This window comes from Variovorax sp. (genome assembly GCF_965279555.1).
GTDB lineage: Bacteria > Pseudomonadota > Gammaproteobacteria > Burkholderiales > Burkholderiaceae_C > Variovorax.
Genome location: NZ_OZ257247.1, coordinates 386594 through 404034, shown reverse-complemented (window position 1 = coordinate 404034; position 17441 = coordinate 386594). Strand labels below are relative to the sequence as shown.

Sequence of the window (17441 nt, the reverse complement as noted above, 5' to 3'; positions counted from 1 at the left end):
CTGCCCGGCTTTACCGCGAGGCTCGCGCAGGGGGCGCCACCGAATCGCGCTCCACGTACCGCAGCCCGACGCGGGCCTTGCGCTGAGGCAGCCCGTTCTCCGCGATCCGGGTGAGCAGCAGGTCGACCAGGCAACGCGCGGTTTCGGCCTGGTCGATGTCGAGCACGCTCACTGCAGGGTCGTGCTCGGCCGCGAAGGGCGTGTCGCCGATGGCAACCACCGAGATATCGCGCGGCACCTGAAGGCCCCGAGCCGAGATGGCCCGCAGCGCGCTGTTGAGCATGTGGGTGCCCTGCACGATGAGCGCGCTCGGCCGGTCGGGGCGTCCGAGCAGTTCGGTGACCTCTGCGTTGACTGAGGCCGTGACGCTGCGCGCCTGCACCAGCAGGTCGGGCACGGGCAATCCCGCGGCCTGAAACGCGGTGCGAAAGCCCTGCACGCGGCGCCGCACGGGCCGTGTGTCGCCCTGCCAGAGAACGAGAGCGATGTTCCGGTGCCCCAGGCCAATCAAGCGCTCGACCACACGCCGCACACCGCCCGCGTGATCGATGAGAACGGCGTCGTGTGCGCCGCTCACTTCGCGGTCGAACACGACGGCCGGCATGGGCAGCAGCCGCAACGCCTCCACCAGTTCCGCGTTGCGCTCGTTGCCGGGCGCGAGGATCACGCCGTCCATCCCGCGCTGCGTGAACGTTCCCAGTGCCTTCACTTCACGGTCGACGTCGTTGGCGCCGTTGGCCAGCAGCAGCAGGTAGTCGTGCCGAAGGAATTCGTCCTCCAGGGCGCGAAACACCTGTGCGTACAACGGATTCGAGATGTCGGGCAACAGGCAACCGACGGTGCGGCTGAGCCGCGAACGCAGCACCCGCGCCGCGTGGTTCGGCCGGTAGCCCAATGCCGCCGCCGCCTGGCTGACCTTTTCCTGCGTGGCCGCCGACGCACCGGCGCCGTTCATCGCCCGAGACGCGCTGCCCAGCGAAACACCCGCCAGCCGAGCCACGTCGCGCAGATCGATCTTCTGTTTTCCTGCATTCATTCGGATGGACTTTCCCTTTTGGGCAAGAGCATGGGGGTGCATCTTAGGTGACAGCCAGCAAGGGTTTCCACCATTTCGGAAACGTTTCCAAAATCGAACCATGAGCACACCCAACGCCCAAAAGGAAACATGCATGACCTCGCCAGCCATCCAGCCCGGGCTCCAGCTCTTCGCTGAAGCACTCGGTGACTTCCGCCCCTCGGCGGGACGCCTCGAGCAACGGCGGATCCTCGTGGTGGGCGCGGGCCAACGCGCCATCGACGACCCCGATCCACCCGTCGGCAACGGACGCGCGATTTCCCTGCTGTTCGCGCATGAGGGCGCAACGCTGACCTGTGTGGACATCAATCCCGACTCGCTGCAGCAGACCTGCGATCTGGTGCGCGCATCGGGCGCGACGGTCCATGCCGAGGTGGCCGACGTCGCGCAGCCGGACGCTGCCGCTTCGACAGTGGAGCGCGCGGTGCAGAAGATGGGCGGACTGGACGGCCTGGTGATGGTGGTGGGCGTGGCCAGCGGGCTGTCGCTGGACAACCAGACCGCTGAAGCCTGGGACCGCGAGCACGCGACCAACGTGCGCTCCTGCATGCTGTTCGGTCAGCAGGCCTTGCGGCACATGGCGCCCGGAGGCTCCATCGTGCTGCTGTCCTCCATCGCCGCGCTGCGCAACTCCAGCTTCAACCCGGCCTACGAAACCACCAAGGCCGCCCAGGTGTCGCTGGCGCGCTCGATCGCAATGGCGGGGCAGGCCAGGGGCGTGCGCTGCAACAGCATCCTGCCCGGCCTGATGGACACGCCCATCGGTCGCGCGGCGACACGCCGCAGGTCCGACCGCCTTGCGATGCCATTGCCTTTCGGACGCCAGGGTACCGGCTGGGAAGTGGCGTATGCGGCCTTGTTCCTGATGTCCCACGAGGCCTCCTACGTGAACGGTCATGCACTCGTCGTCGACGGCGGCCTGACCGGCGGCATCGCCGCCCCGCGCGCCTGAGTGCAGCCATGCAGACGCTCCAACGACGTCGGATCCTTCAGGCGGCCGCTTGCGCTGTCGCGGCACCGCACCTTGGCTTTGCCACCGCAGGCCAGGCTGATGCCTATCCCGGCCGGCCATTGCGCCTGGTCGTGGGCTTCCCGGCGGGAGGCTCGGCAGACCAGTCCTCGCGTCGACTTGCCGACCAGTTGGCTCGCCAGCTGGGCCAGCCGGTGGTCGTGGACAACAGGCCCGGTGCATCCGGGAACATCGCGGCCACCGTCGCAGCGCGCAGTGCACCCGACGGCTACACGCTCTTCTACGGCACCAACGCGACCCACGCGATGAACGTCAGCCTGTATCCGAAACTGGACTACGACCCGGTGAAGGATTTCGCGCCCATCGCGCTCGAAGGCAAGGTCTACAACGTGCTCTGCGTCAACCCGGCCTTCGAGGCGCGGGACCTGAAGAGCTTTCTCGCGCTGGCCCGTTCGGCCCCCGACCGAATCGCCGTGGCCACGCCTGGAAACGCCACCAGCGGTCATCTGTCGCTGGTGCTGCTCAATCGCGCGGCCAAGGTGCAGCTGGCGCACATTCCGTACAAGGGGAGCGCTCCGGCCATCACCGATGTGATGGGCGGCCAGTTGCCCGCGATCTTCGACAACGTGGCCGGCAACCTCGCGTACATCCGCAGCGAGAAGATTCGCCCGCTGGCCGTGACGTCGCGCAGCCGGCTGCCGCTCCTCGCGCAGGTGCCGACTTTCGAGGAACTGGGCCTGCCCGATTGCGAACTCGCGGCCTGGGGCGGCCTGTGGGCACCGGGCGGCACACCGCCGCCGATCATCGAAAGGCTCAACCACGAAGTGAACCGGGCGCTGCAGAACGCGACGGTGGCCGACCGCATGCGCGAACTGACGATCGAGCCCCAGGGCGGCACGCCCCAGGCGCTCGCCGAGTTCGCACGCAATGAAACCGCCAGGTGGCGCGAGGTGATTCGCACCGCCGGCATCCGACTGGATTGAAAACTCATGGCTCGCATTCCCTACTTCGACCTGGCCGAGGCGCCCCCGGAACTCCACGCGTTGCTGGACGGGCGACCTCCGCTCAACATCTACCGCATGGTCGCCCACGGCGGCGCCACCGCGCAGGGCTTCCTCGCCCTGGGCTCCAGCATCCTGCGGCACTCCTCGCTGCCGGTGAGGCTGCGCGAGCTGGTGATCCTGCGGGTCGGCGCGCTGTGCGGCTCCGCCTATGAAGTGACCCAGCATCGGCGCGTGGCGGCACAGGCCGGCGTTCCATCCGTGCAGGTCGAAGCGGTGCTCGGCCATCCGCAAGGCAGCGTCGACAGGGAGCCGTTCGACAGTCTCGAGTGCCGCGTGCTCGACTTCACCGATGTCGTGGTGCGCCAGGTCAAGGCGCCGCCCGGGATGTTCGACGCGCTGGCCGCGCAACTGCCGCCGCAGCAACTGATGGAGGTCGTGATGACGATCGGCTACTACATGCTGGTGTGCCGGGTGCTGGAGAACTTCGAGGTCGAGCTGGAAGACGGCAACGTGCTGAACAGCCACGGCCGATGGTCCGAAATACTGGGCAAGAACTGATCCGCCGGAGACGCACAGATGACCATCAATCGCCGCCAATTTTCCGCCGCCGCCGGCCTGCTTTCCCTGTCGCCCATGCTGCGAGCACAGGAAGCTTATCCGGGCAGGCCCATCACCCTGGTGGTGCCTTTCTCGGCGGGCAGCGTCGTCGACCAGCAGACCCGGGTGATCGCTCGTGTGCTGAGCACCCGGCTCGGCCAGCCTTTCGTGATCGACAACAAGGTGGGCGTGAGCGGCTCGATCGGTGCCGAGTTCGTGTCTCGCGCCTCGCCCGACGGCTACACGCTGCTGGTGGGCACGCAGGGCACCCAGGGCACCAACAGCGCGCTCTACAAGACCATCCGCTACGACCCCGTGAAAGACTTTGTGGCAATTCATGGCCTGTCCGGCAATGCCAACGTGCTGGTGGTGAGCCCCCGCCTGGGCATCGGCACCGTGGCCGAACTGGTGGAGTACGCCAGGAAGAGCCCGGGCAAGCTCAACTTCGGATCCGGCGGCAACGGCACGTCCGGGCATCTGTGTCTCGAACTCCTGCAGAACCGCACGGGTACGCGGTTCACCCACGTTCCGTACAAGGCAAGTTCGGCTGCGCTGGTGGATCTCATCTCGGGCAACGTCGACGCGATGTTCGACTTTGTCCAGACCTCCGCGCCCCATATCCGCAACGGCAAGATCCGGGCTCTGGCCGTGACGCGCGGCCAGCGCATGCCGATGCTGCCTGACGTACCGACGATGGCCGAAGCGGGTTTTCCGGGCATCGAAGCCCTCAGTTGGGGAGGTCTCTTCGCGCCTGCGAAGACGCCGGACGCCATCGTCAAGCGCCTGTCCGCCGAGGTGACCGAGACGCTCAGGTCGCCCGAAGTCAAGAGCTCGCTGGATGCGGTGGGCAGCTTCATCATCGACATGCCCCACCCGGAGTTCCAGGCGTACGTGGTACGCGAGGCCGCCAAATGGACGGAAGTGCTGCGCACCGCAGGGGTGTCGCTGGAATGACCGGCCATCGCGTTGCCGCGATCACGGGCGCGGGCAGTGGCATCGGACGGGAACTGGCGCTGGCCTGTGCGCGCGAAGGCATGGCCGTCGCGCTGGCCGACATCGATATGGAGGCCCTCGCGGCCACCGAAGCGCTCGCGCGCACACGGGGCGTACCGACGCTCGCGCAGAAGTGCGACGTCGCTCGCGCCGACGACGTCGAGGCTTTCGCCGCTTCCTGCGAGAAGGCCTTTGGCGGGGTCGACTGGCTGTTCAACAACGCGGGGGTCGCTTTGCTCGGCCCCGCATGGGCGGCCACCGACGCAGACTGGGAGTGGGTGCTCGGCGTGAACCTGCGCGGCGTTGCCAACGGCGTGCGCAGCTTCGTTCCACGCATGCGGGCCCGGGGTCTTCCGGCCCATGTGATCAACACCGCATCTGCCGCGGGCGTGGCCACGCTCGCGGGCTCCGCCGTGTACTGCGCCAGCAAGCACGCTGTCGTTGCCTTTTCTGAATGCCTGGCGCGCGACCTCGAGCAGGCGGGGGACCCGATCGGAGTTTCCGTGCTGTGCCCTTCGCTGGTGCCTACGCAGATTCATCAGGCGCAACGAAGCCGGCCGGCCCACCTCTCCGACACCGTGGAGCCTGCCGCTGCATACAACGACCGGGTGCGCCTCGGAATGGCCGCTTCGCCCATCGACGCGGCCGACGTTGCAGCCGCCACGCTCGCAGCGGTTCACGCGGGGCGCTTCTACGTCATGCCGCACGTTCAGACCGGCGGCTCGATCAGGCGGCGCATGAACGCGATGCTCGGCGATTTCGACGCGGAACACCCAAGTGTTCCATGACAAGCGCGCAGTCTGTCCGTCCACACGCCGCCTGCCCTGCCAACAAATTCTTTGGAGCAACTTGAATGAACCCTGACACCCACCCTCTCGCACAGCTCGAAGACCGGCTGGCGAGACTGCAAGCGCGGGTCGACGAGATGGAAAGCCGCGACGCGATACGCACGCTGCGCGCCCGCTATCACATCCTTGTCAATGAAGACGAAGGCCAGCGTCTCCACGAGCTGTTTTCGCAGGACGCAAGCGTTGTCTACAACGCTCGCCCGGAGGTTTTCGGGCGCGAGGCGATCCGCGAGTTCTTTGCGAACTTCCCGGTGCAGTACGCACGACAGTTCATTCACCAGCACGAGGTCGAAGTGAAAGGCGATACCGCGATCGGCCACTGCTACCTGGACGGACGTCCCGTGCACGGGGATCGCAGCATGTACGTGGTCGGGCGTTTCGACGACGAGTACGTTCGCGTCGATGGCCAGTGGATGTTCAAGAAGGTCGTGCTCACAGTTCACTACATGGTGGAGGCGGCCGAGCACTGGGAGTCGAGCCTGCCCATGAAGAAGACGAGGCAGGCCGCATGAGCATTCATCGACTTTTCGATCTCAGCGGCCAGAACGCCTTGGTCACGGGCGCTGCCAGCGGGCTTGGTTCCGCGATTGCCGAGGCCCTTCTCGCTGCGGGCGCGCGCACGCTGATGACGGACGTGGACGAAGACGCGCTCGAGGCGCGCGTCGCGCTGCTTCGCAAGCACCATCCACTGGCCGAGGCGGCGGTTCTGGATGTCGCCGACCCCGATGCGGTGGATGCGGTGGTGGATGACGCCGTGCATCGCTACGGCCAACTCGACTGCGTCTTTGCCAATGCCGGCATCAGCGCGGGCCGCGGCTTTGCGGTGGAGTCGGGCCAGCTCGAACACGTCGAGCGCCCTGCGTGGGACCGTGTCATGCGCATCAACCTGGATGGCGTCCTGGCAACGCTTCGCGCCTCGGTACGGCACATGAAGCCGCGGCGCCAGGGACGCATCATCGTCACGTCTTCGATTGCCGGCCTCCGTGCCGAGCCGCTTTCGGGCTATGCCTACGTCACATCCAAAGCCGCGGTGAACAACCTGGTTCGCCAGGCCGCGGTCGAGCTGGCGCCCTACAACGTGCTGATCAACGCGATCGCGCCGGGCCCGTTTGCCACGGAGATCAACGGCGGACGCCTGAAGCTGCCCGAGTCCGCGGAACGCATGCGAACCTACATTCCGCTCGGGCGTGTCGCGCAACCGCACGAAATTCAAGGTCTGGCGCTGCTCCTTGCATCGCCCGCTTCGAGCTACATCACGGGCGCGGTCATTCCCATCGACGGCGGTGCTTCCGCCCGCTGATTGGCGCTTGGGCGTAGGACGCAAAAGTACGTGCAGTGAAGGAATCAACGTGCATGCGGCAGCATCCGGGTCGCACCTCAAAATCCCTTTACATCGGCCATTACATTGCGGGGAAATAATGGCAAGAAAAGAAAGAGTCTGCTACTTTTTTTAGTAGCAGACTCTTTAGTGACCATAAGGTCTTGTAGTTGGTAGGCCGTGATGGGCTTGAACCATCGACCAACGGATTATGAGTCCGCTGCTCTAACCAACTGAGCTAACGGCCCACGCGCAACGATTCTATTCGCGCCGCGGCGCCTATTTGCGATGGCTCAACGCATTGCTCACCAGACGCGACGTGATATCGACGATCTGGATCATGCGTTCGTAGGGCATGCGGGTCGGCCCGATCACGCCCAGAGTGCCCACCACCTGCCCGTCGACCTCGTAATTGGCGCTGACGATGGACAGCTCCTCGAACGGCACCACCTGGCTTTCGCCGCCGATGAAGATGCGCACGCCCTCAGCCTTGCTCGACACGTCGAGCAGCCGCATCAGCTGCGCCTTCTGCTCGAAAAGCTCGAAGGCGCGGCGCAGCTGCCCCATGTCGCTGGAAAAGTCGGTTACCGAGAGCAGGTTGCGCTCGCCGGAAATCACCACGTCGTCTTCCTGCGCCTCCGTGAGCACCTCGGAGCTGACCTGCACGGCGGCCTGCATCAGCGCCGCGATCTCTCCGCGCAGCTTCTCGACTTCGGACTGCAGGCGATCGCGCACCTGCTCGATCGTCAGGCCCGCGTAGTTCGCGTTGATGTAGTTGGACGCCTCGACCAGCTGCGACTGCGAGTAGTCGGCCTCCGGAAAGATCACCCGGTTCTGCACGTCGCCGTCGGGCGACACGATGATCACCAGCAGGCGCCGGTCGGACAGCCGCAGGAATTCGATCTGCTTGAACACCGAGGCCCGGCGCGGCGCCATCACCACGCCCACGAACTGCGACAGGTTCGACAGCAGGTGCGCCGCGTTGGCAATCACCTTCTGCGGCTGGTCGGGCGCGAGCGCCGGCGGGCTCATCTGCTCGCGCTGGGCCGTGAGCATGGTGTCGACGAACAGGCGGTAGCCGCGATGCGTCGGGATGCGGCCGGCCGAGGTGTGCGGGCTGGCGATCAGCCCCAGTTCCTCGAGGTCCGCCATGACGTTGCGGATGGTCGCGGGCGACAGATCCAGCCCGGAAGAACGCGAGAGCGTGCGGGAGCCGACGGGTTGCCCGTCGGCGATGTAGCGCTCGACGAGCGTCTTGAGCAGCAACTTGGCACGGTCGTCCAGCATTGCAAGATTTTAGTGTTGTAATTTGTGAGATATGACCTCTCGCTTCCGTCACGTCGCCCTCATAGGCAAATACCAGGCTTCCGGCGCCCGCGCGCAGGCCGACGCGCGCGACGGCGTGATGGAAGGCATTGGCGCCTTTCTCGAATCCCAGGGCTGCAAGGTGTTCGTCGAGCGCTCGACCTGCGAGGACGACGCCGACGACGCTCCCGCCCATCCGCGCTACGAGGCCCTGTCGGTCGAGGAAATCGGCCAGCGCTGCGACCTCGGCCTGGTGGTCGGCGGCGACGGCACGATGCTCGGCATCGGACGGCAGCTCGCCAGCTACGGCATTCCGCTGATCGGCATCAACCGCGGCCGCCTCGGCTTCATCACAGACATCCCGCTCGACAACTACCAGGCCACGCTGATCCCGATGCTGGCCGGCGAATACGAGGAAGACCACCGCAGCCTGATGCACGCGCGGGTCATGCGCGACGGCGCCTCGGTGTTCGACGCACTGGCCATGAACGACGTGGTCGTCAACCGCGGCGCCACCTCCGGCATGGTCGAGCTGCGCGTGTCGGTCGGCCGGCATTTCGTGGCCAACCAGCGCGCCGACGGCCTGATCATCGCGACGCCCACGGGCTCGACCGCCTACGCGCTGTCGGCCGGCGGCCCGCTGCTGCACCCGGCGGTGCCGGGTTGGGTGCTGGTGCCGATCGCGCCGCACACGCTGTCGAACCGCCCGGTGCTGCTGCCCGATGCCGACGAGATCGTCATCGAGCTGGTGGGCGGGCGCGATGCCAGCGCCAATTTCGACATGCAGTCGCTCGCCTCGCTGGCGATCGGCGATCGCGTGGTGGTGCGCCGCTCCGACTTCCGCGTGCGCTTCCTGCATCCGCGCGGCTGGAGCTATTTCGACACGCTGCGCAAGAAACTTCATTGGAACGAGGGAGGCTCCTGAATGGCGCTGCGACGCATCGCACTGCGCGACTTCGTGATCGTGCGATCACTCGAACTCGACCTGTCCGGCGGCTTCACGGTATTGACCGGTGAAACCGGCGCGGGCAAATCCATCCTGATCGACGCGCTGCAGCTGGCGCTGGGCAACCGCGCCGACGCCGGCGCGGTGCGCGAAGGCGCAGAGCGGCTCGACGTGAGCGCCGAATTCGATGCCGACCCGGCCCTGGCCGCCTGGCTCGACGAAGGCGGCTTCGAGGCCGGCGACGCGCTGCTGCTGCGCCGCACCGTCGACCTGCAGGGCCGCAGCCGCGGCTGGATCAACGGCAGCCCGGCCACGGCCACGCAGCTGCGCGGACTCGGCGACCGCCTGCTCGACATCCACGGCCAGCACGCCTGGCAGAGCCTGACCCGGCCCGAAGCGGTGCGCGGCCTGCTCGACGCCTATGCGGGCGTGCGCAGCGACGCACTCGACGCCGCCTGGCATGGCTGGCGGCAGGCCCTCTCCGCGCTCGAACATGCGCGCTCGGCGCAAGACTCGCTGCAGCGCGAGCGCGAGCGGCTGCAGTGGCAGATTTCCGAGGTCGCCAAGCTCGCGCCCGGTGTCGACGAGTGGGAAGAACTGTCGACCAACCATTCGCGCATTTCCAACGCGCAGGCGCTGATCGACGCGGCGCAGGGCGCCAGCCAGGCGCTGGAAGACGAAGACAACGGCGCGCTCTCCGCGCTCTCGCGCGCGGCCACGCTGCTGAAGAACTGCGAGCACATCGAACCCGAATTCCGCAACCTCGGCGAAGTGCTGGCCTCCTGCGTGGCACAGGCCTCCGACGCGGCCCATTCGCTGCACGGCTACCTGCGCGACGCCGAAGCCGATCCGCAAAGCCTGGCCGAACTGGACGAGCGCATGGGCCTGTGGATGTCGCTCGCGCGCCGCTACAAGCGCACGCCGGCCGACCTGCCGGCATTGCTGGCCGGCTGGCAAGCCGAGCTGCAGGCGCTGGATGCGCAAAGCGATCTCGACGGCCTGGAGCGTGCCGAGCAGAGTGCGCAGCAGGCCTACATGAAGGAAGCCAAGGCGCTCGGCAAGTCGCGCAAGCAGGCGGCACCACGCCTCGCGCAGGCCGTCACCGAGGCGATGCAGGGCCTGGGCATGCAGGGCGGGCGCTTCGAAGTCGATCTGCAGCCGCTGGCGCAGCCCGGCCGCGCCGGCCTTGAAGAAGTGGCTTTCCTCGTGGCCGGCCACACCGGCAGCACGCCGCGCGCCATCGGCAAGGTGGCGTCGGGCGGCGAGCTGTCGCGCATCGCGCTGGCCATTGCCGTGACGACCAGCCAGCTCGGCACCGCGCAGACGCTGATCTTCGACGAAGTGGATGCCGGCGTCGGCGGTGCCGTCGCGGAGACGGTCGGGCGCCTCATGAAACAGCTTGGCCGCGACCGCCAGGTGCTCGCCGTCACCCATCTGCCGCAAGTGGCTGCGTGCGCCGACCACCATCTCGTGGTGGCCAAGCGCCAGACCGCGGCGGCCGGCAAGGAAGGCCCGCGCACCGAGAGCGGTGTGTCGCGCCTGGACGAAGACAACCGCGCCAAGGAAATCGCCCGCATGCTGGGCGGCGAGAAGGTCTCGCAGACTTCGCTAGCGCACGCACGGGAGATGCTGGGCCACAAGACTTCGGCGGCCACGCCATGAACCTCGACCTGGTCCTCATCACCGGCATGTCGGGCTCCGGCAAGTCGGTGGCCCTTCATGCGCTGGAAGACGCGGGCTACTACTGCGTCGATAACCTTCCGCCCGAACTGCTGACGGCGTTCATCGCGCTACAGCACGAACAGCAGACGCCGCGCGTGGCCATTGCCATGGACGTGCGCAGCGGCGTCTCGCTGCCCATCGTTCCGCAGCAGCTCGAGGCGTTGCGGCGCGACGGCGGGATCTCGCTGCGTTCGCTGTTCCTCGACGCGACCACCGACGCGCTGCTGCGCCGCTATTCGGAAACGCGCCGCCGCCATCCGCTCTCGCGGCAGGAAGGCCGCACCGACGTGCCGGAGCAGCACCGCGTGCTGATGCAGGCCATCGAGCTGGAACGCGAACTGCTGGCCGATCTGCGCGACGGCGCCGACGTGATCGACACCAGCCTGATCCGGCCTGCGCAGCTGCAGAGCTACATCAAGTCGCTGATCTCGGCGCCGCAAAGTGCGCTGACGCTGGTGTTCGAGTCGTTCGCCTTCAAGCGCGGCGTGCCGCTGGATGCCGACTACGTGTTCGATGTGCGCATGCTGCCGAACCCGCACTATGTGCCCGCGCTGCGCCCGCTCACGGGCCGCGACGAACCGGTGATCGAATGGCTGCGCGAGCATGACGACGTGGCGCGCATGTACGACGACATCGAGCAGTTCCTGTCGCACTGGCTCGATGCGCTGGCGCGCGACCACCGCAGCTACGTGACGGTGGCCATCGGCTGCACCGGCGGGCAGCACCGGTCGGTGTTCCTGGTCGAGCAGCTCGCGCGTTCGTTCGGTGCCCGCTGGGGTGCGCTCAAGCGGCACCGCGAACTCGACGCGAACTGACCGACGGTTTCTATCGGGCCTCGCTGCTCTCCAGCAGCTTGCGCACCGGGGCCGGCAGGCCCAGCCGGCTCCACTCCTGCGCGTCGACCCAGCGCGCGCCCTCGCCGAGCGGCTGGGCGCCTTCGAGCAGCAGCGGGTGCAGGTGAAGGTCTTTGTGAGTCAGCACATGCACGAAGGCCGGCAGGTCTTCAGTGCCGCGTTGCGCGTCGGGCGGCAGCGCTGCGAGCAGGTCGTCGCGGCTGTCGAACACGGGCAGGCAATGCAGCCCCGCCCAGATCCCCTTAGCCGGCCGCTTCTCCAGCCACACGCGTCCCTGCGCATCGCGCGCCAGCAGCAGCCAGAGCGACTGGGCGCTGCGCTTGAGCTTGCGGGTCTTCACCGGATAGCGCTCGGGCGCGCCTTCGCGCAGGCCCACGCAGCGCTTGTCGACCGGGCAGATCATGCAGCTCGGCTTGCGCGGCAGGCAGACCGTGGCGCCGAGGTCCATGAGCCCCTGCGTGTAGTGCGCGATGGCCTCGCGCTGTTCGGCGGCGGGCAGCAGTTGCGTCGCCAGATCCCACAGGGCGCGCTCCTGCGCCGACGAGGACATGTCGCCGCCGAAGCCGAGCACGCGCGTCAGCACGCGCTTCACGTTGCCGTCGAGGATCGCCACGCGCTCGCCGAAGCAGAAGGCGGCAATCGCCGCCGCCGTGGAGCGGCCGATGCCGGGCAGGGTCACGAGTTCTTCCGCCGTCCGCGGAAACTCGCCGCCGAAGCGTGCGACGACGTCTTGCGCGCAGCGGTGCATGTTGCGCGCGCGGCTGTAGTAGCCCAGGCCGCTCCAGAGGCCGAACACCTCGTCTTCGGTTCCGGCGGCCAGCGCCTTCACGTCCGGAAAGCGCTCGAGAAAACGCGCGAAGTAGCCGAGCACCGTCGACACCTGCGTCTGCTGGAGCATCACCTCCGACAGCCAGACGCGGTAGGGGTCGCGCGTGTTCTGCCACGGCAGCTGGCTGCGGCCGTGGCTGCGCTGCCAGGCCACGATCTGCGCGGCGAAGTCGGGAGATTCAGGCTGCACGCAGTTCGCCGACGACAGCCGCAGCCTGCGGCTTTCCCTGCTGGGTAATGAGAGTGGTGAATTCGCGCAGCCGCAGATGGAGCTCGGCCAGGTTGCTTTCTTGCGCGGCGAGCTCCATCAGCCGCTCGTCGAGGTTGCCCGCCGCGCTCTGGATGCGTTCGATGGCCTCGATGCGCTTGCTGAAGTTGCGCCGGCGCTCCTTGAGCTGCGCATCGATCTGCGCGCTCGCGCCTTTGCTCCAGCGCTCGACCTCGGTCATGGCGGCTTCGTTCACCAGCCGCAGCCGGCTGGCCAGCGCGCGCACGAGCTTGTCGCAGAAATCGGCTTGCGCGAGCTTCAGCAGGTTGCCCACGCCGAGGTAGTGGATGTGGCTGCGCTCGATCTGGCTGAGCTCCTGCTCGAAGCCGGTAAGGTCGGGCTCGGCCGGCGCTTGCAGCGTGAAGCCCTGCTCGGCGTTGAGCTGGCGGAAGGTGGCGTGCAGCATCGACTGGATTTCTGCCGTCGTCGCCTGCACTTCGCGCAGGTTGTTGCGCAGCGAGTCGAAGGTCTCCGCGTACACCTTGCGCACGTTGAGCTTCACGCCGGGACGCTTGAGCGCGGCCGACAGCCGCACCATGTCGGCCTTGAGCGCGGTGCGGCCGAGCACGGCATACACCTCGCGCAGCAGCTTGCCCTGCACCGAGCGCAGCGCCAGGATGCGCGTGTTGCTGCCCTCGAACTCGGCATGCTCCTGGTCGATGCGCGCGCGCATGTGGCGGATCACCGAGACATTCTTGCCGCGCAGCCCCTGCAGCTCGAGCGCCTGCTCTGACAGGTCGCGCTGGCGTACCTTCAGTATGCGTTCGGCCTCGACGCGCAGCGCGCTCATGCCGGCATCGACCGCAAGCCGCAGCATGGTCTCGCGCTTGCCGAGCACGCCTTCGCCCAGCAGCGCTTCGAGCGCGGGCAGGCGGCTGGCGTCGAGCAAGGGCACGTCGCGCTGGATCTTGGCCTGCAGGCCCTTCTGCGCGGACACCGGCAGCACCTGCGCCAGCGGCACCTCGAGCAGGCGGGCCGCGCTTTCGCGCTGGCGCTCGATCTGCTGGGCGATCTGCGCGGGGGTGCTCAGCGTGTCCCACATGGTGTCGATCTTGTTGAGCACCACGAAGCGCGTGTTGTTGCCTTCGTCTTCGGTGATCAGGTGTTCGCGCCAGATCGAAAGGTCGGAGCGCGTCACGCCGGTCTCGGCGCCGAGGATGAAGACGACCGCGTGCGCCTGCGGTATCAGGCTCACGGTGAGTTCGGGTTCGGCACCGATCGCGTTCAGGCCGGGGGTGTCGAGAATCACCAGCCCCTGCTCCAGCAGCGGATGCGGCATGTTGAGCACCGCATGGCGCCAGCGTGGAATTTCGACACGGCCCTCGGCGTCATGCACCGGGTTGTCGTCGGGCGTCTCGTCGTCCCAGAAGCCAAGCGTGCGCGCTTCGTCCTTGGCGACCCAGCGCACCTCAGCTACCTTGCTCATGGCCTGCGCCAGTTGTTCGGCATCGGCCACGTCAATCGCGATCTCGGTCCAGCGCGTGGGCTTCTCGCGCCAGTGCGCGAGCGAGTGCGGCTCCAGGCGGGTCTCGATGGGCAGCAGCCGCAGCTTCGGCGCGAGCGCGGGGTCGTAGCCCAGCTCGGTCGGGCACATCGTGGTGCGGCCGGCGCTCGCGGGCATGATGCGCCGCCCGTAGCCGGCAAAGAAGATGGCGTTGATCAGCTCCGACTTGCCGCGCGAAAACTCCGCCACGAACGCGACCATGACCTTGCTGGTGCGGATCTGCGTCTCGAGCCCGCGCAGGCGTTCAGCCACCGCCTGGTCGAGCAGCTCGTTCTCGGTCAGCCAGCGGGACAGCCACTGCAGCCGACGGGCGAAATTGCTTCGCCAGGCGCCGTGCTGATCGAGTTGTTGGTTGAAGGAGCGGCTCAAGAGACAGATGTAAAAACTAGCTTACAAATATAGCATCGAGAGGCGCGCAACAACCGTTTCCTGGCTATTTAGCTCGACGGTTCCCGCCGCTATTTCTGGCAGTTGGGACAGTAATAGGTGGAGCGCTGCCCCTGCCGCAACAGCCGGATGGGCGTTGCGCAGACCCGACAGGGTTCGCCGGCCCGGCCGTAGACAGTCGCCTCGAGCTGGAAATATCCGTTCTGGCCGTCGATGTTCGAGAAGTCGCGCAGCGTGCTGCCGCCCTTCTCCACCGCCCTTGCAAGAATCTCGCGCACCGCCGCATGCAGCTTGGCGGCACGCGGCCGGCTGATGCGCGCGGCCGACAGCGTCGGCCGGATACCGGCCTGGAACAGCGCCTCCGACGCATAGATATTTCCCACGCCCACCACCACGTCGCCCGCCAGCAGCACCTGCTTGACGGCGGTCTTGCGCTTCTTGAGGCCGGCATGGAAGACGTCGAGGTCGAAGTCTTCGCCCAGCGGCTCCATGCCGAGCCCGCCGAGCAGCTTGATGGCCCAGGGCGCGTCTTCGTTCTCGACATAGACGACGGCACCGAAGCGGCGCGGGTCGTTGAGCCGCAAGGTGCCCAGGTCGGTCACGAGATCGAAATGGTCGTGCGCGCCGGGCGGCGGCAGCACCGCGTCGAAACGCAGGCTCCCCGACATGCCCAGGTGCAACAGCAGGATGCCGCGGTCGAGATCGATCAGCAGGTACTTGCCGCGCCGGCGCACCTGGAGCACACGGCGCCCCACCAGCGCCTCGGGCAGCACCATAAGCGCCCAGCGCAGGGGTTTTCCGATGCGTACCGCGTCGATGCGCGCCCCGGCAATGCGATCGGCAATGCCGCGCCGGGTGACTTCGACTTCGGGTAATTCAGGCATGAAAAGTAAATCTCCGGCAAATGCCGACGGCGACGAAGCCCCACGCGGCGCACGTTCAAAAGGCTGGATTATTATGGTTGGATGAACCTTCCGCCCCGCCGACACCGCCTTGCGGCGGCCGCGTCTCTTGTCTTGCTGGCCTGTGCCGTCCACGCGCAAACCAACGATCCAGCAGCCCCCGACAGCCCCGCACCCATCATCGAACGATCCGCGCCACGGAAGCCAGCGGCCAGGCCCCAGCAGACCGTCGTCGCCAAGGCAGCCGCTGCCGCCGAGCCTGCGGCGCAGCCGTCGGCACTTACCGCGGACCTGTTCTATGAAATTTTGATGGGCGAGCTGACGACCCGCTCCGGCGACCCCGGCTCCGGCTACGCATTGGTGCTCGACGCCGCACGCCGGCTGCGCGACGGCAAGCTGTTCCAGCGCGCGGTCGAGATCGCCCTGCAGTCGCGTTCCGGCGATGCGGCGCTGGCCGCGGCCCGTGCCTGGCAGGAAACGCTGCCCACCTCGCGCGACGCACGGCGCATCGAACTGCAGATTCTGATCGCGCTCAACCGCATCAGCGAAACGACCGAGCTGCTGCGCGCCGAAGTGGCGGCCACCTCGCAGGTCGAACGGCCGTTGCTCATGGCCGTGATCACGCGCAACTATTCACGCGCGCCCGACAAGAAGCTGGCCGCCTCGGTGGTCGAACAGGCCTTGTCCGACGAACTCAAGAACCCGACCACCGGCGCGCTGGCCTGGACCACCGTGGGCCGGCTGCGCCTGAACGCGGGCGATGCTTCCGGCGCGCTGGAAGCCGCGCGCAGGGGCCAGGAACTCGATCCCTCGTCCGACGCCCCGGCCGCGCTGGCACTCGAGATGATCGACCCCGGCCAGCCGCTGGCCGAGCCCATCGTCACCCGCTACCTGAACAACAACCCCAAGGCTGCGCCCGACCTGCGCGTGGCCTACGCGCGCGTGCTGGTAGAAAACCGCCGCTTCCCCGACGCCACCGCGCAGCTCCAGGCACTCACCGCGGCCCGGCCCGAACTGGCCGAACCCTGGCTGCTGCTCGGCAGCCTGCAGATGCAGGCCAAGCAGGACGCAGCCGCCGAGGCCTCGCTCAAGCGCTTCATCGAACTCTCGGGCAGCCAGAGCAAGGATGCAGGCGAAGCGGGAGACCGCCGCCGCAGTGTGTCGCAGGCGTACTTCGCGCTGTCGCAGCTGGCCGAGCGCCGCAAGGATTACGCGGCCGCCGAGCGCTGGCTGTCGCGCGTGACCGGTACGGAAGAAATCGTCGCCGCGCAAACCCGCCGTGCGGCCCTGCTCGCACAACAGGGCAAGCTGCCGCAGGCGCGCGAGCTCATTCGCTCGCTGCCCGAGCGCACGGCCGACGACAAGAAGCAGAAGTTCCTCGCCGAAGTGCAATTGCTGCGCGACGCCAAGCAATACCAGGCGGCCTACGACATGCTGGCCCAGGCTTCCGCGGCCTCGCCGGACGACGCCGACCTCGTCTACGACCAGGCCATGGTTGCCGAGCGCCTCAACCGCCTCGACGACATGGAGCGCCTGCTGCGCCGGCTCATCGAGCTCAAGCCGGACAACCAGAATGCGTACAACGCGCTGGGCTATTCGCTTGCCGATCGCAAGATCCGACTCGACGAGGCACGCACGCTGATCCAGAAGGCAGTGCAGCTGGCGCCGGACGATCCGTTCATCGCCGACAGCCTCGGCTGGGTCGAATTCCGCCTCGGCAACACGACCGAGGCGATCCGCATCCTCGAAGCCGCGTACAAGACACGGCCCGACCCCGAGATCGGCGCGCACTTCGGCGAAGTGCTGTGGAGCACCGGCCAGAAGGACCGCGCGGTCACGATCTGGAAGGAATCCTTGCTGAGCGACTCCGAGAACGAAACCCTGCAGGAAACACTCAAGCGCCTGCGCGTGAAGCCTTGA

General features: G+C 67.4%; 16 protein-coding genes and 1 tRNA gene. 11 read left to right on the top strand and 6 right to left on the bottom strand.

The window, feature by feature from the left end:
* Nucleotides 1-10: 10 nt before the first annotated feature.
* Nucleotides 11-1036: a substrate-binding domain-containing protein gene (locus tag ACQY8B_RS02000; RefSeq protein ID WP_422085171.1), complete on the bottom strand. Its 1026-nt coding sequence runs from the start codon at nucleotides 1034-1036 to the stop codon at nucleotides 11-13.
* Nucleotides 1037-1169: 133 nt separating this feature from the next.
* On the opposite strand from ACQY8B_RS02000, the gene ACQY8B_RS01995 reads away from it, so the two are divergent.
* The 7 genes from ACQY8B_RS01995 to ACQY8B_RS01965 all read left to right on the top strand — a co-directional run bounded on the left by ACQY8B_RS01995 (nucleotide 1170) and on the right by ACQY8B_RS01965 (nucleotide 6787).
* On the top strand, nucleotides 1170-2027 hold the full coding sequence (locus ACQY8B_RS01995) for an SDR family NAD(P)-dependent oxidoreductase (RefSeq protein WP_422085170.1): 858 nt from the start codon (nucleotides 1170-1172) through the stop codon (nucleotides 2025-2027).
* An 8-nt stretch (nucleotides 2028-2035) separates the two neighbouring features.
* Entirely contained in the window at nucleotides 2036-3028 is a 993-nt protein-coding gene (locus tag ACQY8B_RS01990; RefSeq protein ID WP_422085169.1) for a Bug family tripartite tricarboxylate transporter substrate binding protein, read from the top strand.
* Nucleotides 3029-3034: 6 nt separating this feature from the next.
* Nucleotides 3035-3607, top strand: a complete 573-nt coding sequence (locus ACQY8B_RS01985; protein WP_422085168.1) for a carboxymuconolactone decarboxylase family protein — start codon at nucleotides 3035-3037, stop codon at nucleotides 3605-3607.
* An 18-nt stretch (nucleotides 3608-3625) separates the two neighbouring features.
* Nucleotides 3626-4600, top strand: a complete 975-nt coding sequence (locus tag ACQY8B_RS01980; protein ID WP_422085167.1) for a Bug family tripartite tricarboxylate transporter substrate binding protein — start codon at nucleotides 3626-3628, stop codon at nucleotides 4598-4600.
* Nucleotides 4597-5427, top strand: coding sequence for an SDR family NAD(P)-dependent oxidoreductase (locus ACQY8B_RS01975; RefSeq protein WP_422085166.1), 831 nt, complete (start codon nucleotides 4597-4599; stop codon nucleotides 5425-5427). Before ACQY8B_RS01980 ends, ACQY8B_RS01975 begins: the two co-directional genes overlap by 4 nt.
* A 65-nt stretch (nucleotides 5428-5492) precedes the next feature.
* Nucleotides 5493-5999, top strand: coding sequence for a nuclear transport factor 2 family protein (locus ACQY8B_RS01970; protein WP_422085165.1), 507 nt, complete (start codon nucleotides 5493-5495; stop codon nucleotides 5997-5999).
* Nucleotides 5996-6787, top strand: a complete 792-nt coding sequence (locus ACQY8B_RS01965; RefSeq protein WP_422085164.1) for an SDR family NAD(P)-dependent oxidoreductase — start codon at nucleotides 5996-5998, stop codon at nucleotides 6785-6787. Before ACQY8B_RS01970 ends, ACQY8B_RS01965 begins: the two co-directional genes overlap by 4 nt.
* A 189-nt stretch (nucleotides 6788-6976) precedes the next feature.
* On the opposite strand, the gene ACQY8B_RS01960 is transcribed toward ACQY8B_RS01965, so the two are convergent.
* Together ACQY8B_RS01960 and hrcA are read right to left on the bottom strand one after the other, a co-directional pair.
* A tRNA-Ile gene (locus ACQY8B_RS01960) sits at nucleotides 6977-7053 on the bottom strand.
* A gap of 31 nt (nucleotides 7054-7084) precedes the next feature.
* Entirely contained in the window at nucleotides 7085-8092 is a 1008-nt protein-coding gene (gene hrcA, locus ACQY8B_RS01955; protein ID WP_422085163.1) for a heat-inducible transcriptional repressor HrcA, read from the bottom strand.
* A gap of 31 nt (nucleotides 8093-8123) precedes the next feature.
* Here hrcA and ACQY8B_RS01950 point away from each other — a divergent pair, with 31 nt between their 5' ends.
* From ACQY8B_RS01950 to rapZ, 3 genes are read left to right on the top strand one after another with little or no spacing between them, the layout of a single operon-like run.
* A complete protein-coding gene (locus ACQY8B_RS01950; RefSeq protein ID WP_106936924.1) occupies nucleotides 8124-9035 on the top strand; it encodes an NAD kinase in 912 nt (303 codons plus the stop codon).
* A complete protein-coding gene (gene recN / locus ACQY8B_RS01945; protein ID WP_422085162.1) occupies nucleotides 9036-10718 on the top strand; it encodes a DNA repair protein RecN in 1683 nt (560 codons plus the stop codon).
* The gene (gene rapZ / locus ACQY8B_RS01940) at nucleotides 10715-11593 is read left to right on the top strand and encodes an RNase adapter RapZ (protein ID WP_422085161.1); all 879 of its coding nucleotides are present in this window, start codon (nucleotides 10715-10717) and stop codon (nucleotides 11591-11593) included. Before recN ends, rapZ begins: the two co-directional genes overlap by 4 nt.
* Before the next feature lie 10 nt (nucleotides 11594-11603).
* Here rapZ and mutY read toward each other — a convergent pair whose 3' ends face one another.
* From mutY to mutM, 3 genes are all read right to left on the bottom strand, one after another.
* Complete coding sequence (gene mutY, locus ACQY8B_RS01935; RefSeq protein ID WP_422085160.1) at nucleotides 11604-12650, bottom strand: A/G-specific adenine glycosylase; 1047 nt, start codon at nucleotides 12648-12650, stop codon at nucleotides 11604-11606.
* Entirely contained in the window at nucleotides 12640-14601 is a 1962-nt protein-coding gene (locus ACQY8B_RS01930; protein WP_422085159.1) for a dynamin family protein, read from the bottom strand. Before ACQY8B_RS01930 ends, mutY begins: the two co-directional genes overlap by 11 nt.
* An 89-nt stretch (nucleotides 14602-14690) precedes the next feature.
* Nucleotides 14691-15503 (bottom strand): bifunctional DNA-formamidopyrimidine glycosylase/DNA-(apurinic or apyrimidinic site) lyase, encoded by an 813-nt coding sequence (gene mutM, locus ACQY8B_RS01925; RefSeq protein ID WP_237675927.1) that lies wholly within the window; start codon nucleotides 15501-15503, stop codon nucleotides 14691-14693.
* An 81-nt stretch (nucleotides 15504-15584) separates the two neighbouring features.
* On the opposite strand from mutM, the gene ACQY8B_RS01920 reads away from it, so the two are divergent.
* Nucleotides 15585-17441, top strand: a complete 1857-nt coding sequence (locus ACQY8B_RS01920) for a tetratricopeptide repeat protein (protein ID WP_422085158.1) — start codon at nucleotides 15585-15587, stop codon at nucleotides 17439-17441.

Bases quoted from the DNA above. Each gene is read 5' to 3' on its own strand.
- ACQY8B_RS02000 (WP_422085171.1), bottom strand. From the start codon at position 1,036: ATGAATGCAGGAAAACAGAAGATCGATCTGCGCGACGTGGCTCGGCTG.
- ACQY8B_RS01995 (WP_422085170.1), top strand. From the start codon at position 1,170: ATGACCTCGCCAGCCATCCAGCCCGGGCTCCAGCTCTTCGCTGAAGCA.
- ACQY8B_RS01990 (WP_422085169.1), top strand. From the start codon at position 2,036: ATGCAGACGCTCCAACGACGTCGGATCCTTCAGGCGGCCGCTTGCGCT.
- ACQY8B_RS01985 (WP_422085168.1), top strand. From the start codon at position 3,035: ATGGCTCGCATTCCCTACTTCGACCTGGCCGAGGCGCCCCCGGAACTC.
- ACQY8B_RS01980 (WP_422085167.1), top strand. From the start codon at position 3,626: ATGACCATCAATCGCCGCCAATTTTCCGCCGCCGCCGGCCTGCTTTCC.
- ACQY8B_RS01975 (WP_422085166.1), top strand. From the start codon at position 4,597: ATGACCGGCCATCGCGTTGCCGCGATCACGGGCGCGGGCAGTGGCATC.
- ACQY8B_RS01970 (WP_422085165.1), top strand. From the start codon at position 5,493: ATGAACCCTGACACCCACCCTCTCGCACAGCTCGAAGACCGGCTGGCG.
- ACQY8B_RS01965 (WP_422085164.1), top strand. From the start codon at position 5,996: ATGAGCATTCATCGACTTTTCGATCTCAGCGGCCAGAACGCCTTGGTC.
- hrcA (WP_422085163.1), bottom strand. From the start codon at position 8,092: ATGCTGGACGACCGTGCCAAGTTGCTGCTCAAGACGCTCGTCGAGCGC.
- ACQY8B_RS01950 (WP_106936924.1), top strand. From the start codon at position 8,124: ATGACCTCTCGCTTCCGTCACGTCGCCCTCATAGGCAAATACCAGGCT.
- recN (WP_422085162.1), top strand. From the start codon at position 9,036: ATGGCGCTGCGACGCATCGCACTGCGCGACTTCGTGATCGTGCGATCA.
- rapZ (WP_422085161.1), top strand. From the start codon at position 10,715: ATGAACCTCGACCTGGTCCTCATCACCGGCATGTCGGGCTCCGGCAAG.
- mutM (WP_237675927.1), bottom strand. From the start codon at position 15,503: ATGCCTGAATTACCCGAAGTCGAAGTCACCCGGCGCGGCATTGCCGAT.
- ACQY8B_RS01920 (WP_422085158.1), top strand. From the start codon at position 15,585: ATGAACCTTCCGCCCCGCCGACACCGCCTTGCGGCGGCCGCGTCTCTT.